Origin of the sequence: Luteimonas sp. S4-F44 (genome assembly GCF_022637415.1) — a bacterium.
GTDB lineage: Bacteria > Pseudomonadota > Gammaproteobacteria > Xanthomonadales > Xanthomonadaceae > Luteimonas.
The window spans coordinates 897129-912309 of record NZ_CP093340.1 but is presented as its reverse complement, the minus strand read 5'-3'; the positions used below and the strand labels follow the sequence as shown (position 1 = coordinate 912309).

Below are 15181 nucleotides of genomic sequence, written 5' to 3'. Positions count from 1 at the left end.
CCCGCCGATGCCGCCGACCTCGCAACCGGGAAAGATCGCCAGCTGGGACGATAGCCGCGGCTACGGGTTTATCGAGCCGCTCGATCCCGCAGACGGGCCACGCGCGTTCTTCCACATCCGCGATTACCACCAAGGCGGCCGTCGGCCGGACGTCGGCGAGATCGTGCGCTACACGCCCGAACGTCAGCCCGATGGCCGCTGGCGCGCCCACCGGGTGGTGCGCGTGTCACTGGCCGCCACCCGCACGCGTCGGTCGCGTCAGGCACCGCCGGCCCCGCGCTCGCACGCACGCGGCTCGGGCGGGGCGCTGACGATGACGCTGGCGATCGCGCTGTGGGCCGCAGCCGTGGCCTGGGGCATCGACACCGGCCGCCTGCCCGTGGCGCTGGTCCCGGCGCTGGCCGTCCTCAACCTGGTCACCTTTGGGACTTACGCGCTCGACAAGCGCGCCGCACAGGCCGGACGCCGACGCACGCCCGAGGCCCAGTTACACCTGTTCGAACTGCTCGGCGGCTGGCCGGCCGCCTGGCTGGCGCAGCGCCTGCTGCGACACAAGAGCGCCAAACGCGCCTACCGCCATGTCTTTGTGGCGATGATCGCACTGCACGCGATCGCCCTCGCCCTCGTCCTTCGGCCCGCCCTCTGAGCGCGCCCCGTCCTGGAGTCTCCGATGTCCCAGTCCCCCGATTCCACCTCCCGCCGCCGCGTACTGCGCGGTCTCGCACTCGCCGGCGCCGGTGGCGCGGCCTGGCTCGCCGGTTGCCGCTCGTCGCCGTCCACACCGGCCTCGGGCCGCTTCGTGCGTCGCGCGGTCGAGGTCGGCGGACGCCACTATGCCTACCAGGTCTTCGTGCCAGCGGCGGCGGTGCCCCGGCCGCTGCCGGTGGTGCTGTTCCTGCACGGCTCGGGCGAACGCGGCAGCGACGGCGACAGGCAGACCCGCTCCGGCCTGGGTCCGTACGTGCGCACGCATGCGGCCGATTTCCCGGCCCTGGTGGTATTCCCGCAATCGCCCGAGGGCACGTCGTGGGAAGGCGACGTGGCGTCGATGGCACTGGCTGCACTCGATGCCGCGACTACCGAATTCGATGGCGACCCGCGCCGCACGTCGCTGACCGGCATGTCCCGCGGCGGCTACGGCACCTGGTCGCTGGCCTTGCGTGCGCCCGAGCGCTTTGCCGCGCTGGTGCCGGTCTGCGGCGGCATCACCCCGCCCGGCACGCGCCCCGATCTCAACAGTCTGCAGGTCGAATCGACCCGCGATGCGCCCGACCCGTTCGATGCCGCCGCGCAACGCCTGCGCGACATCCCGAGCTGGCTGTTTCACGGCGCCCGCGACGATGTCGTGCCCCCCGAGCAGTCGCGCCGGATGTACGCAGCGCTGCAGCGCGTCGGCGCCGACGTGCGTTACACCGAGTTCCCCGAGGCCAACCACAACAGCTGGGACGCGGCCTACGCCACGCCGGCGCTGTGGGACTGGCTGTTCGCGCAGCGGCGCTGAGCGACGCGTCGCCCGTGCCGAACGCGGACCGGCATCGCCGGCCGCGCGCGACACACGACTAAGGCGCGGCGCGCGCGCTCGACCGCAGCCGGCGCGCCAACGCGCCAAGCGCGGCGATCACCGCGACCAGCAGCACCATCGACAGGAACTGCGCACGGGTGTCCGGGGACACGATCAACAGCACGAAGATCAGCCCCAGGATCGCCAGCGCGGCCAGCGTCGGCACCGGGAACCCGCGCATCCGGTACGGCAGTGCAGCGCCGGTGCGGTCGGCGCGACGGCGCAGGATCAGCTGCGAGACCAGCGCGATCGTCCAGACCAGCAGGCAGGTCGCGCCGACGATGTTGAGCAGTACCGGCAACACCCGCTGCGGGAACAGCAGCTCCAGGCCCGCCGCGAGGAAGCCGAAGGCGACGCTGGCCAGGACCGCGGCGACCGGCACCTGGCGGCGGTCGCTGCGACCGAGCACCGCCGGCGCCTCGCCGCGCCGGGCCAGCGACCAGATCATCCGCGACGCGCCATAGAGGTTAGCGTTGAGCGCGGATAGCAGCGCGATCACTGCGACCAGGGTGATCGCGGCCGCCGCGCCGGGAATACGCGCCACCTGCAACACCGCCGCGAACGGCGAGGCCAGCGCCGGGCTGCTCCACGGCACCACCGCGACGATCACCGCGATCGAGCCCAGATAGAACACCAAGATGCGCCAGGCGACGGTGCGGATCGCGCGCGCCAGGCTGCGCGCCGGATCGTCGGTCTCGGCGGCGGCGATGGCGACGATCTCGGTGCCGCCGAACGCGAACACCACCACCAGCAGCGCCGCGCCGATGCCCATCAGCCCGTTCGGCGCGAAGCCGCCATCGGCATGGAAATGTGCCAGCCCCGGCGATGCGACGTCCGGCAGCCAGCCCAGCAGCAGCGCGACGCCAACCGCGATGAAGGCCAGGATCGCGACCACCTTGAGGATCGCGAACCAGAACTCGAATTCGCCGAAGTGGCGCACACCCAGCAGGTTGATCGCGGTGAACATGGCCATGAAGGTCAGCGCCAATCCGGGTACCGAGACGCCGGGCCACAAGGTGGCCAGCAGGCCGGCGGCGCCGACCGCCTCGGCGGCGATGACGATCACCACCTGCAGCCACCACAGCCAGCCGACCGTGGCACCGGCGGTCGCGCCCATCGCGTCCTCGGCGTAGACCGAAAACGCACCGCTGGCCGGCTTGGCCGCAGCCATCTCGCCGAGCGCGTGCATGACCACGATCACCAGCGCACCGGCGATCAGGTAGGACAGCAGCACCGCCGGGCCGGCGACCTGGATGCCGACGCCCGAGCCCAGAAACAGACCGGCGCCGATCGCGCTGCCCAGCCCCATCATCACCAACTGACGGGGTTTGAGCGCGTGCGCGGCGGTCGCGACCGGGCGGCCGGCCTGTGGTTGGGGCGTGCGGGTGGGCTGCATCAGGGCCGGCCTGGTTCGAAAGCGAGGCACGATACAGGATCGCGGCCGCGCGTTCGGCGCCGGCCCCGGACGCGCGACCGGCAGCGGTCAGTCGCGATCGAGGTCGAAGCGCCTGCGCAGGAATGCGGCACCGTCCTCCAGCGCCTGCCGGGCGATGGCCGAGACCGACACGGCCTCGATGAAGCTGTGCGGGGCGCCCTTGTAGAGCTTGACCTCGACGCCGACGCCGGCGGCCAGCAGCTTGCCGGCCATCGTCAGGTTCTGCTCGGCGAGCACGTCGCACTCGCCGACACCGATGAAGAACGGCGGCAGTCCCTCCACCTCGGCGAGCAAGCCGTGCGCATAAGGCGCATTGCGGTCGCCGGGCCGGGAAATGTAGTGGTTCCAGAACGTATCCACCTCGGCGGCGGTCAGCATGTCCTCGGCGGTGCCGTAGCGGCGGCGCGAATGCGGCGAGCAGTCGGGCGTGTAGCCGGCGTAGTAGTTCAGCGCCGCGGCCACGCGCCCGCCCTCCCCCTGATCGCGCAACGCCAGCAACGCGCCGGTGGTGAGGTTGCCGCCGGCCGAATCCCCGCCCAGCGCGAGCCGCGATGCATCCAGCCCATGCGCGGCGCCGTGGTCCTGGAGCCAGCGCACGACATCGACGACCTGTTCGAGCGCGACCGGATAATGCACCTCGGGCGACAGCGCGTAGTCGATGCCGACGACCGCGACACCAGCGCGCGCTGCCAGTTCGCGCATCACCCGGTCGTGGGTGTCGAGGCTGAACATCGCCCAGCCGCCGCCATGCAGGAACCCCAGCGTCGGCTTGGGTACGCCCGGGGCGGGATCGTGGATACGCAGCCGCACCGGGCCGTGGCGGGTCGGTGCGGTCACCTCCTCGGTGCGGCCCATGACCGGGCCGCCCTCCCGCCAGGGCCGCCGGACCTGTTCGACGATCTCGCGCCGCGCAGGCCAGTCCAGGTCACGTCCGGCGACCAGCCGCCGGCCCTCGGCGATCACGCTGTCGATGAAACCGGCGATCTCCGGATCGATCGGCCGCGCACGCGGTTCGATCGCGGCGATCGCATCGGCGCCGCGGCCGTCGTCGAAGCGCCGCATCCACGCCGCCAGGTCGTGCTGGCGCGTGTCCCACAGGCCGCGCAGGATGTCGTCGAACACATCGTCGCGCTCGTCCTGGCCCAGCTTGAAGGTGGCGTGCGTGGCGCGCACGTGCGCATGGAAGCCGACCACGCCCTCGCGCAAGGTCTCGTAGCGCGCACCCACCTCGTCCGCGCGCCAGGCCCCGGGACGGTCGCGCTCCAGATCGTCGGTGAGATGCCGCAACAGCGCGTCCGCGTCCTCCGGCGTGTCGCGCAGTTCGATCTCGACCTGGAACACCGCCGCGGCATAGTTCCAGGTCGGCGCGCGCGTGCGATCGGCGAACCACGATGGCGAGACATAGCCATGCGGCCCCAGCAGCAGCACGGTGGCGCGCGGATCCTCGACGAACGCACGCCATTGCGGGTTGCGGCGGGCGAAATGCCCGAGCAGGCGCAGCGGCGTGCCATCGGCATCGCATTCGAGCTGGACGGGCAGCGGTGTGGTGACCAGCGCACCGGCGGCGCCGGACACGATCCAGGCGAACGGTTGCTCGGCGACGAGGTCGGCGACATCGCGCGCGGAGCGGGCTTGAAACGGGGAAGACATGGACATGCGAACCTGGTCGGGGGGAAATCAGCAAGGACGGTCAGGCGGCCGGTGCAGCCACCGAATGCGCGGGCCAGCGGTCGGCCCACGGCGCCGCGGCTTCGAGTTCGTAGGCCAGTGCGAGCAGCACATCCTCCTGGCCGCGATCGGCGGCGAACATCGCACCGATCGGCAGCCCGTCGGTAGACATGCCCAGCGGCAGCGAGATCGCCGGCGTACCCGCCATGTTCTGCAGCGGCGTGTAGTCGATCCACGCGAACATCGTCTGCATCAGGGCCTCCGTCGGCAACTCGGGCGCGAATGTGCCGATCGGCGGCGGCGGCGCGCTGACCACCGGCGTCAGCACGACATCGTGGGTCGCGTAGAAGGCCGACAGCTGGCGCGGCAACCCGGCGATCTGTGCGTACGCGTCTTCGAGCGCGCGCGTGGGCAGTGCACGGGCGCGCGCGCCCAGCGCCAGCGTCCACGGCTCCAGCGCATCCTCCAGCCGGCGGCCACCGATCAGCGCGGTGGCTGCATCGACGGCATCAGCGGCCAGGTGCGACCACAGATCCTCGAATGCGGTCAGGAAGGCGTCGCCGTCGATCGGCCAGCGCACGCGTTCGACACGATGCCCCAGCGCCTCGCACAGCGTGGCCGTACGCGCGACCGCGTCGCGCACCTCCGGGTGCGGCGCCGCGCCGCGCAGGCCCTGCTCGATCACGCCGATACGCAGGCGGCGCGCCGACGGTGCACGGACCATCGGACGCCCGACCTGCGGATGGGTCGTAGCGAAGCCCCAGGCGACATCGCGGACGCTGCGCGCATGCAGACCGTCGGCCACCAGCAGGTCTTCGACCAGATGGCGGTCGCGTACACGCACGGTGCTGTCGCGGCCGGGCTTGAGGCCGACGACGCCGCAGCACGAGGACGGCAACCGGATCGAGCCGCCGCCGTCGCTGCCGTGCGCGACCGGCACCAGGCCGGCGGCGACCGCGGCCGCCGCACCGCCGCTCGAGCCGCCGGGCGAATGCGCCAGCGACCAGGGGTTGCGGGTCACCGGACCGAGCAGCGGCTCGGTCGACGCGAGCAGGCCGAACTCCGGCATCGCCGACTTGCCGACGGCAACCAGGCCCTGCGCGACCAGACGCTGCACATACGGATGCCCGTGCGCGACCAGTGTGGCGCTGCGACTGCGCGACCCCGAACGCGTCGGCATGCCCGGATAGTCCAGCGAATCCTTCGGCAGCCACGGCACACCGGCCATCGGCGCGCGCGTGTGTGCGCGGTCCAGTTCGGCCGCCTCACGCCGGGCCGGCTCGAACGCGCGATGACTCAAGGCCTGCAACGCAGGATCGAGCGCCTCGATGCGCAGGATCGCCGCGTCGATCAGGCCGGCGGCATCGAGTTGGCCGGACCGCACCAGCGCGGCCTGGTCGTGGGCATCCAGGCGTCCGATGCGGAACGCATCGGACCGGGTCAGCGTGTCGTGATGAGGCATGCAGGCAAGTCGTGTCGAGGGAAGTCAGGCAGAGCGCCGCAACGCGCGATCGCGGCCGTAGAAGCGGTAGAGCAAGGCGCCGAGCACGGCGTAGCCGCCCAGCAGGGCGATCGGCAGCAGGTCGCCATCGCGGGCCTGCTGCGCGATGTCCAACGCCACCGGCAGCGTCATCGCGAAGCTCAGCACGATCGCCGCGACCGGCACCACGCCGAACCAGATGCCGCCGATGCGCACGCCGCCCAGCGGCACCCGGAAGCGCCCGGGCCGCCCGATTGGCAGGCTGCGCATGCGGATCAGCGCGATCGCCACGATCGCGAACATGAAGGCGACCCCGAACGAGATCAGGTCGGCCATCACCGAGATCGGCAGCAGCGCGGCGTTGACCGCGGCCAGCGTCGCGAGCAGCAGATTGGCGATCCACGGGCTGTTGCGGGTGGGATGCAGGCGGGCGAACAGGTCAGGCAGCAGGCCGTCGCGCGCCATCGCGTAGCAGACCCGCGAATGCCCGAAGGCGTTGGCCAGCAGGACGGATGCCAATCCGGCAAGCGCGCCGATCTTGATCACCACCGCGAACTGCGGCCAGCCGATGCGGTCGACCGCGAGCGCGATCGGATCGGGCACATCGAGGTCGCGGAACGGCACCAGTCCGGTCAACACGATCGCCGCGGCCACATACAGCGTCGCGCAGATCGCCAGCGAACCGAGGATGCCGATCGGCACATCGCGCTGCGGATTGCGGGTTTCGGCTGCCGCCGTGGAGACGGTCTCAAAGCCCAGGAATGCGAAGAACAGCAGCGCCGCGGCCCGCGCCACGCCTTCCCAGCCATAGGTGAAGCCCCCCTCGTTGGGCGGCAGAAACGGCGACCAGTTGGCCGGGTCGACCGCCGTCGCGCCGGCGACGATGAAACCGACCAGCACCAGCACCTTCACCGCGACGAGCACGGCGTTGGCGAGCGACGAGCGACTGACCCCCAGCGCGACGACCGCACCGGCGCCCAGCGCTGCGCCGGCGGCCACCAGGTTGAGGTGTCCGCTGACCGCCAACGATCCGCCCTCGCCCGTGGGCTGCAGCACGATCGCTGGCGTGGACACCGCCGCCGGCAGCGCGATGCGCAGATCGACCAGCAGACTGGCCAGATAGCCGGAGAACCCCACCGCCAGCAGCGACGCTGCCACGCTGAACTCCAGAAACAGTAACCAGCCCAGGGTCCAGGCCGGCCCGATGCCCATCGTGGACTTGCAGTAGCTATAGGCCGATCCGGACTCGGGCACGCTGGACGCCAGTTCGGCATAGCACAGGCCGACCAGCAGGCAGGCCAGACCCGCGATCAGGAACGACACCGTCACCGCCGGTCCGGCGTACAGCGACGCCGCAGTGCCGATCAACACGTACACGCCGGCGCCCAGGATCTGGGCCACGCCCAGCACCAGCAGCGCGTCCCAGCCGAGCCGCGGCTGCAGCCCGGGCGCGGCATCCGGCCGGACCGGCGCGGTCACCGGCGGTCACCGACGCGGTGCGCGATCACGGGCGATGGCGTGCGGGCACGGCGGGAGGGACGTCGGCGAGCGGTCATGCCGTCGATGCTGTGCGCAACGCGGAGCCGGCGCTTCGCCATCCCGCTCTCCGACTTGGCCGAACAGGCCGCGGTTGCGCCATACGATCCCGCGACCCGACCGATGACGCGGCGTGTCAGCGGATCTCGAACGCGAACCGCAGGACGTCGGTCACCGCACGAGCCGGCACGCTGACGTGCACCTCGTCCGGGTAGCGATGCAGGCGGACGCGCAGGCCCTGGCCGGACAGTCGGTCCAACCGATCGACGAGTGCCCGGGCCGGCTCCGGATCGTCGTCGGTGTCGCGATCGCCGACCACGACCATCAAGCGGCTGGTGCCGGCAATCGCGCCGCTCGCCAGACGCGCGGTGAACGCGCGCTCGTCCTCGAGGATGCCCTGCGCATTCCATTCCATCGACGGGCTGGCGGCGACGATCGAGTGGAACGCGCCGGGCCGTTCGTAGAGCGCGTAAAGCGCGAACAGCCCGCCCAGCGAGTGGCCGAACAGGGACTGGCGATCGGGATCGACACGATGGCGACGGGCGATTTCCTCGCGCAGTTTGCCGGTCAGAAAGTCCAGGAACTGCCGGCGCGCGCCGCTTTCGTACTGCGCCAGCGCGCGCCATTGCCGCGGCGGCGGATCGAGCAACGGCGCGGTGAAGTCCTTGAGCCGGCGCACGTCCCAGGCCGCGTCGCCCGGATAGCCGACGCCGACGACGATGGACTTGCCGACCGGCAGATCATCCTGCACCCAGCGCGCCTGCGCGAACGCGCCGAAGTAGGCGTTGCCATCGAGCACGTACAGCACCGGATAGCCGTCCTCGGGCGACTCGTCCTCCTTGCCGGCGGGGTAGGACACGAAAATCCGGTACACCTCGCCGCTGTGGGCGGCGAGCTCCCAAACCTCGGTCGCCGGCATTGTGTAGCCCGTCGCCTGCGGCCGCACCGCCTCACGGGGTGCCGGGCGGGCCCAGGCCTGCAGGCTGTACAGGCACAACGCCACGACGACCATCGCGCCTCGCAGTGCCGCGCCGTAGCGCCAACCCACCCTGCATATCCCCGCCATGTCGCGCTCCTGTCTGCTGATCCCGCACTCGCCACCGGCGGTGGTCGATCGACCCACTGCGCCGCCCCCGTTCCAGAACGCTCGCCTCGCATGCTGGCGAACTCGACCATTGATGCAGCCCCGTCGTGCGAGGGCAAGACGTCCGGGCCGGTCCGGGCTGTTTCGGATAAGCCGCGGGCAAGATCGGCATGTCCACGGCGCCGGCGCGCGGCTAGGCTCGGAGCTCGCTCCCGCAGCAGGCCAGGACTTGACCATTCCGCTTCCCGCCTTCCCCGCCAGCGCACGCGACTGGCTTGCCCATCTGGTCGCCTTCGACACGACCTCGCGCAACTCCAACCTCGCCCTGGTCGAATCGATCGAGCACTGGCTGGAAACGCTGGGCGTGCGCTCGACACGGATCCCGGCAGCCGGCGGCGGCAAGGCGAACCTGCTGTTCTCGATCGGACCCCACGTACCGGGCGGCGTCGTGCTGTCGGGACATACCGACGCGGTGCCGGTCGACGGTCAGTCCTGGCGCAGCGATCCGTGGACGCTGACCGAGCGCGACGGGCGCCTGCACGGGCGTGGGGCTGCGGACATGAAGGGGTTCATCGCCGCCGGTCTGTCGCGCGTGCCGGCCATGCTTGGCGCGCGGCTGACACGTCCGGTGCATTTCGCGCTGTCCTACGACGAAGAGGTCGGACTGCTCGGCGCGCCCGCGCTGATCGAGGCCTTGATGGCCAACGTGCCCAGGCCGCGCCTGGTCGTCGTCGGCGAACCGACCGGCATGCAGGTGGTGGACCGCCACAAGGGCATCATGGGACTGCGGACCACCGTGCTCGGCCACGAAGCGCATTCGAGCCAGACCCATCTGGGCGTGAGCGCGACCATGGTGGCCGCGCAGTTGATGGCCCGGATCGTGGCGATCGCCGAGCGGCTGGCCACTGCGCCGGCGACGTGCACCGGCTTCGAGCCCGCGCATGCGACAGTCACGATCGGCCTGGTCGAAGGTGGTACTGCGCCCAACATCCTGGCCCGGCGCTGCACGTTCGTGTGGGACATCCGCGCCGGCACGCCGGACGAGGCGCGCCGGGTCTTCGACGAGGTCGACGTCCTGGCCCGGCAGCTGGGGGCCGATATCCGCGCCCGCTTCGAGGACTGCGGCATTGCCACCGAGGTGCTGTCCGACGTGCCGCCGTTGACCGGCGCACTCGACGCACCGGCACGGGCACTGATCGCCCGCCTGGCCGGCAGCGACACGCGCCAGGCCGCGTCCTATGTCGCCGAGGCGGGGCTGTTCGAGCGCGCGGGTCTGCCCACGGTGATCTGCGGGCCGGGCTGGATCGCACAGGCCCACCAGCCCGACGAGTACATCGCGATCGACCAGCTCGCCGCAGCGGAAGCATTCATGGATCGCCTGATCGAGGCGCTGTGCGAATGAGCGCCCTGCCCGCGTCGCCGCAACGGATCGTCGGCAGTCGCGGCTGGGTCCTCGGCGTACTGACCGCCATCTATCTGGTCAACTTCATCGATCGCCAGATCCTGTCGATCCTGCTGCCACAGGTCAAAGCGGAGTTCGACCTGTCGGACACCGTGCTGGGTCTGCTGGTGGGACCGACGTTCGCGTTGTTCTACGCCACGATGGGGCTGCCGCTGGCGCTGCTCGCCGACCGCGTCAATCGACGTCGGCTGATCGCCGCGTCACTGGCCCTGTTCTCGGCGATGACCATTGCCTGCGGCCTGGTCGCGCAGTTCTGGCAGCTGGCGGTGGCGCGGGTCCTGACCGGCGTGGGCGAAGCCGGCACCGGCCCCGCCTCGCAGACGATGATCACCGATCTGTATCCGCCGGAGCGGCGCGCCCGCGCCCAAGCGGTGTACGCCACCGGCGCCAACCTCGGCGTGCTGGTCGCCTTCGCTGCCGGCGGCGCGATCGCCCACGCCTGGGGCTGGCGCATCGCCTTCATCGCAGCCGGTCTGCCTGGGCTCGCACTGACCCTGGTGCTGCTGGCAACCGTCCGCGATCCCAAGCGCGGCGCGCACGATCCGGCGCGCGCCGCGCAACAGGACGCACCGGGTTTCGCTACGGTGATGGTGCAACTCTGGCGCAGTCGCGCGTTTCGCTACACCGCGCTCGGCGCGTCGTCGACGTGTTTCACCGCCTACGCCCTGGGCAGCTTCTTTCCGCTGTTTCTCGATCGCAGCCACGGCATGTCGACACGCGACATCGGCATCGTCATGGCGCTGATCATGGGCGTGTGCGGCGGCCTGGCAACGTACACGGCCGGATACTTCGCCGACCGCCTGGGACGCCGCGACCAGCGCTGGTACGCCTACATCCCGGCACTGGCCGCCCTGGCGCCGTTGCCGCTGGCGCCGATCTGCTTCCTGGCCCGGGACACCGGCATCGCGCTGGCTGCGGCGATCGTGCCGCTGTCGCTGACCGCCGCCTTCATCGGTCCGACGATCGCGGTCGTCCAGCGGCTGGTGCCGCTGCGCAGCCGCGCCACCGCGGTGGCGACCCTGATCCTGATCGACAACGTCGTCGGCCTTGGCCTGGGGCCGCAGTTCGTCGGTCTGGCCAGCGATCTGTGGCGACCGGCGCTGGGCGAGGACTCGCTGCGCTACGCGATGCTGGCCGCGACCGCGGGCTCGGCCTTGTCGGTGTTCGGCTTCGTGATGGCGGCCCGGCACCTGCGCGCCGACATTGGCGCGAGCGAAGCCGCCGCGTCGGCATCGAATGGCTAAGCGCCCGCGCTGACCTGCCAAGCGGGCCGGGCGGCGCCTGCGTTATCACACGATCGTGACAGGACGCGGATACGCCGCCGACGCACGACATCCTGAAAGGGGACAGGTCGACATGAAGAACGCATCCACCCGCGCCGCGATGCCGAGCGCGCTCGCGCTCGCGCTGCTGGCGACACCGGTTTTCGCACAGACTGCCGACGACACCGGCACGCCGTTGCCCGCCACCGCAACGAGCCCGCAGGCGCGCGAACTGGATGCGGTGCTGGTCGTGGGCCAGCGTGCCAGCCGCGTCAGCAACGGTGCCACCAACCTCGACCTGGACATCAAGGAAACCCCGCAGTCGATCAGCGTGGTGGATCAGACCCAGATGCAGCAGTTCGGTGCCGACAGCCTCGACGATGCCTTGCGCCTGGCCACCGGGATCCAGGTGGAGAAGGTCTCGACCAACCAGACGCAGTACCTCGCGCGCGGTTTCGAGATCAAGAACACCCAGATCGACGGCGTCGGCCTGCCGAACGGCTGGGGCGTGGTCACCAACGCGATGGATGCCTTCGGCTTCGAGAAGCTGGAGGTGATCCGCGGCGCCAATGGTCTGCTGACCGGCGTGGGCAATGCCTCGGGCACGATCAACTACGTGCGCAAGCGGCCCACCAATGACACCCGCGGGCAACTCGGCGTCACTTTCGGTTCGCACGGCCGCCGCCGGCTCGAAGCCGACTACTCGACACCGCTCACCGAGGAGGGGACGTGGGCCGGGCGGATCGTCGCCGCGCGCGAGGACAGCGATTCCTACTTGCGCGACTTCGAAAGCGACCGCAGCTACCTCTACGGCGTCGTCGACGGCCAGGTCGGCGAGAACGGCACGCTGGCCGTCGGCTACGCCTGGCAGCAGGCCGACACCAGCGGCAACATGTGGGGCGCGCTGAGCTTCATCGATACCCAGGGCCGCCAGCTCGAATGGGACCGCAGCGCCTCGACCACGCAGGACTGGACCTACTGGAACTCGACCACCCAGACCGGGTTCGTCGACTACACCCATCAGTTGGGCACCAACTGGCAGGCGAAGGTCTCCTACAACTACCGGCTCTACGAGCACGACGCCCAGCTGTTCATGGGCTACTCGCTGTTCGGCCTCGATGCAGCGACCGGCACCGGGCTGTACGGCTGGGCCTACAAGAGCCCGTACCAAACCAAGGCGCATCTGGGCGATCTGACCCTCAACGGGCGGTTCACTCTGTTCGGCCGCGAGCAGGAGGCGATGCTGGGCGTGAGCGCAGCCAGAAGCCGCGGGATGGACTGGTACCACCCGACCGACACCACCGGACCGGCGTTCGGCGCACTGCCCGGCTTCCCCTACCCCGGCAACGCGATCGGCGAACCCACCTGGGGCGAGCGCGCGGTCTACACCACGTTGAACCAGCGCATGACCCGCGTATTCGGCGCGACCCGCCTCGCCTTCACCGACCGCTTCAAGAGTGTTCTCGGCTTCAACTGGGCGCAGTACCAGCGCGACACGACCGACAACGCCGGCGGCGCCTCGGACAACACCGATCGCAATCTCGCGCCGTATGCCGGTCTCACCTTCGATTTCACTGACCGCATCACCGGCTACGCCAACTACTCGTACATCTTCCAGCCCCAAGACGAGGTCGATTACGAGCGCCAGTACTTCGATCCGAGCAAGGGCACGAACTACGAGCTCGGGGTCAAGGCCGAATGGCTGGACCGGCGGTTGCTGACCACGCTGGCCTGGTTCAGTGCCAAGCAGGCGGGCCTGGCCACCTATGTCGGTACGCGATTCATGGATGGCTACGCTTACGGCTACTCGCGGCCGGTGGACATCGATTCGCAGGGCTTCGAGTTCGAGGCATCCGGCCGGCTCGGCGAGCACAGCGACCTGCTGCTGGGCTACACCCAACTGTCGATGGACGGCGAGGATGGCCGTGATACCTACCGCTGGGTGCCGCGTCGCACCGCGAACCTGCTGCTGAGCACGCGCCTGCCCGGCAATCCGGCATTCTCCTTCGGCGTGGGTGGCCGCTGGCAGAGCCGCATCTCCAACTTCGAGAGCTACGTGACCAGTGCACCGGTGCGACAGGGCGGCTACACGCTGTTCAACGCTTTCGCCGCCTGGGATATCGCCCCCGACCTGACGCTGCGCGCCAACGTCAACAACGTCGGCGACAAAAAGTACATCCAGAGTCTGTACTCGGTCAGCTACTACGGCGCACCGCGCGAGTACGCCATCAGCCTGGACTGGCGCTTCTGAGGCTGGATTCGCCGGGCGGACCGGCGCGCGTCATCCACCCGTCACGCCTGCGGCCCGCATCCGGACATGCCGCAGGCGGCAGCGCGCGACCCGCCGCTCACGGCGGATCGGGCGTGGCCGCGCGCACCGGCGTCGTCCAGGACCGCAGCCGCGTGGGCACATGCGGCACCAAGGCCGGATGGCGTCCGATCGCACGATCGATGTCCGCGACCTCGCCATCGCGCACATGCGCGTCGAGGAAGGTGAGGACCAGGTCGCCGATTGCCGACAGCGCCGCGTCGCCGTCCAGCTCGCCGACGCGCGCCTCGCGTTCGGGGCCATCGAGCAGGGCGACGAGATCGGTGAATCCGAGGTGGCGCGCCCCCTGCAGGCGGACGCGGACGACGTCGCTGTCGCGCGCGGCATCGCGCCATCGCGCATAGGCCAGATCGTTCGGGCTGAAGTCGGCATCGCGCGACTGGCCCGCGAGCAGACCGTAGCGTGTCCAGTCGCTGAGCATCAGCAACAGCGGGCGATCGACCGGGCCGTCGTAGAGCGCCGGGTCGAAGTTCTGGCCGTCAAGGTTGACCGCAGCGCGGCAGACGGCCACCAGCCGGCAGCTCGTGGCCGCGGTGGCACCGCCGAACGACATCCCGACAAAGGCCAGACGCCCGAGATCTGCACCGGCCAACACGTCGTGCAGCGCCTCGGGCGACCGCCCGTCGCGCAGTTGCTGCGCCACCGCCAAGGTGTCGTCGCGCCAGTCGGCGAAGGACCGTCCGATCCGCGTCGCGGGCAATGCGTCCGCGTAGGTCGAAAGCGCCTCGCGCAATGGCTGCGGATCGGCACCGTTCGCCAGCACCTGCATCGCCTGCGCCAACCGCGGATCGTCGCCCTCGACGCCAACCCGGGTCGCGGCGACGCGGCCGTCATCCAGGCCGATGTCGGCGGCATCGCCCGGATGGGCGATCGAGACCACGATGTAGCCGTGGCTGGCCAGGTGCATCGCAAGCGCGGTGTTCTGCGACGGATACAAGAAGAAGCCGTGGCTGAACACCACGACCGGAAAGCCCTGCGGGCTGTGCGCCGGTGGTGCCGCGGGGTGCACGTCGACGCGGACGGTCGCCAATGCGTGCAGGTCGTTTGGGGAATAGCCGAAGTTGCGGGCGATCGCCGGCAGCGTCGTGGCGAGCGCCGGGCCTGCCAGGTAAGTCGGCGCCGCGTCGGTACGCGTATCTTCGCGGGCCGGATACCAGACGACCGCAGGCACCGCCCGTGGCCCGCTCGCGACATCGCGCCGATCGAGCGTTCGCGCACGATCCACAAACTGGACGTGCGTCGTGCCGACGGCGTACGCGCCGTCCGGGGACGGCAGCCCTGCTGCGGTGGCGGCGGGGGCCATGGCGAGCAGCGTCGCGATGGCAAGCGGGTTCAGCACGTACCGCATCGTCACGTCTCCGATC

The 15181-nt window shown here is 70.6% G+C and carries 11 protein-coding genes; 5 read left to right on the top strand and 6 right to left on the bottom strand.

The genetic code is table 11. The features are described from left to right. Positions 1-7 precede the first annotated feature (7 nt). Both MNO14_RS04090 and MNO14_RS04085 read left to right on the top strand, forming a co-directional pair. A complete protein-coding gene (locus MNO14_RS04090; RefSeq protein WP_241945508.1) occupies positions 8-646 on the top strand; it encodes a DUF1294 domain-containing protein in 639 nt (212 codons plus the stop codon). Positions 647-670: 24 nt separating this feature from the next. Continuing rightward, positions 671-1501 carry a prolyl oligopeptidase family serine peptidase gene (locus tag MNO14_RS04085; protein ID WP_241945507.1) on the top strand — a complete coding sequence of 277 codons (831 nt, stop codon included), beginning with the start codon at positions 671-673 and terminating at the stop codon, positions 1499-1501. 58 nt (positions 1502-1559) lie between these two features. Here the strand turns inward: MNO14_RS04085 and MNO14_RS04080 are convergent, their stop codons facing one another. The 5 genes from MNO14_RS04080 to MNO14_RS04060 form a co-directional block, all read right to left on the bottom strand. Next, the gene (locus MNO14_RS04080) at positions 1560-2957 is read right to left on the bottom strand and encodes an amino acid permease (RefSeq protein ID WP_241945506.1); all 1398 of its coding nucleotides are present in this window, start codon (positions 2955-2957) and stop codon (positions 1560-1562) included. 87 nt (positions 2958-3044) lie between these two features. Further along, on the bottom strand, positions 3045-4652 hold the full coding sequence (locus MNO14_RS04075) for an alpha/beta hydrolase fold domain-containing protein (RefSeq protein ID WP_241945505.1): 1608 nt from the start codon (positions 4650-4652) through the stop codon (positions 3045-3047). A 34-nt stretch (positions 4653-4686) separates the two neighbouring features. Next, a complete protein-coding gene (locus MNO14_RS04070; RefSeq protein WP_241945504.1) occupies positions 4687-6126 on the bottom strand; it encodes an amidase family protein in 1440 nt (479 codons plus the stop codon). 24 nt (positions 6127-6150) lie between these two features. Continuing rightward, the gene (locus MNO14_RS04065; RefSeq protein ID WP_241945503.1) at positions 6151-7623 is read right to left on the bottom strand and encodes an amino acid permease; all 1473 of its coding nucleotides are present in this window, start codon (positions 7621-7623) and stop codon (positions 6151-6153) included. A gap of 193 nt (positions 7624-7816) precedes the next feature. Continuing rightward, positions 7817-8728 (bottom strand): alpha/beta hydrolase-fold protein, encoded by a 912-nt coding sequence (locus tag MNO14_RS04060; RefSeq protein ID WP_241945502.1) that lies wholly within the window; start codon positions 8726-8728, stop codon positions 7817-7819. A 265-nt stretch (positions 8729-8993) separates the two neighbouring features. Between MNO14_RS04060 and argE the strand changes: the two genes are divergently transcribed. The 3 genes from argE to MNO14_RS04045 all read left to right on the top strand — a co-directional run bounded on the left by argE (position 8994) and on the right by MNO14_RS04045 (position 13739). Further along, positions 8994-10166: an acetylornithine deacetylase gene (gene argE / locus MNO14_RS04055; protein WP_241945501.1), complete on the top strand. Its 1173-nt coding sequence runs from the start codon at positions 8994-8996 to the stop codon at positions 10164-10166. After that, a complete protein-coding gene (locus MNO14_RS04050; RefSeq protein ID WP_241945500.1) occupies positions 10163-11470 on the top strand; it encodes an MFS transporter in 1308 nt (435 codons plus the stop codon). The genes argE and MNO14_RS04050 overlap by 4 nt, the downstream gene beginning before the upstream one ends. Positions 11471-11582: 112 nt before the next feature. Beyond that, a complete protein-coding gene (locus tag MNO14_RS04045) occupies positions 11583-13739 on the top strand; it encodes a TonB-dependent siderophore receptor (protein WP_241945499.1) in 2157 nt (718 codons plus the stop codon). Between the two features lie 97 nt (positions 13740-13836). Here MNO14_RS04045 and MNO14_RS04040 read toward each other — a convergent pair whose 3' ends face one another. Continuing rightward, a complete protein-coding gene (locus MNO14_RS04040) occupies positions 13837-15165 on the bottom strand; it encodes a hypothetical protein (protein ID WP_241945498.1) in 1329 nt (442 codons plus the stop codon). Positions 15166-15181: the final 16 nt, after the last annotated feature.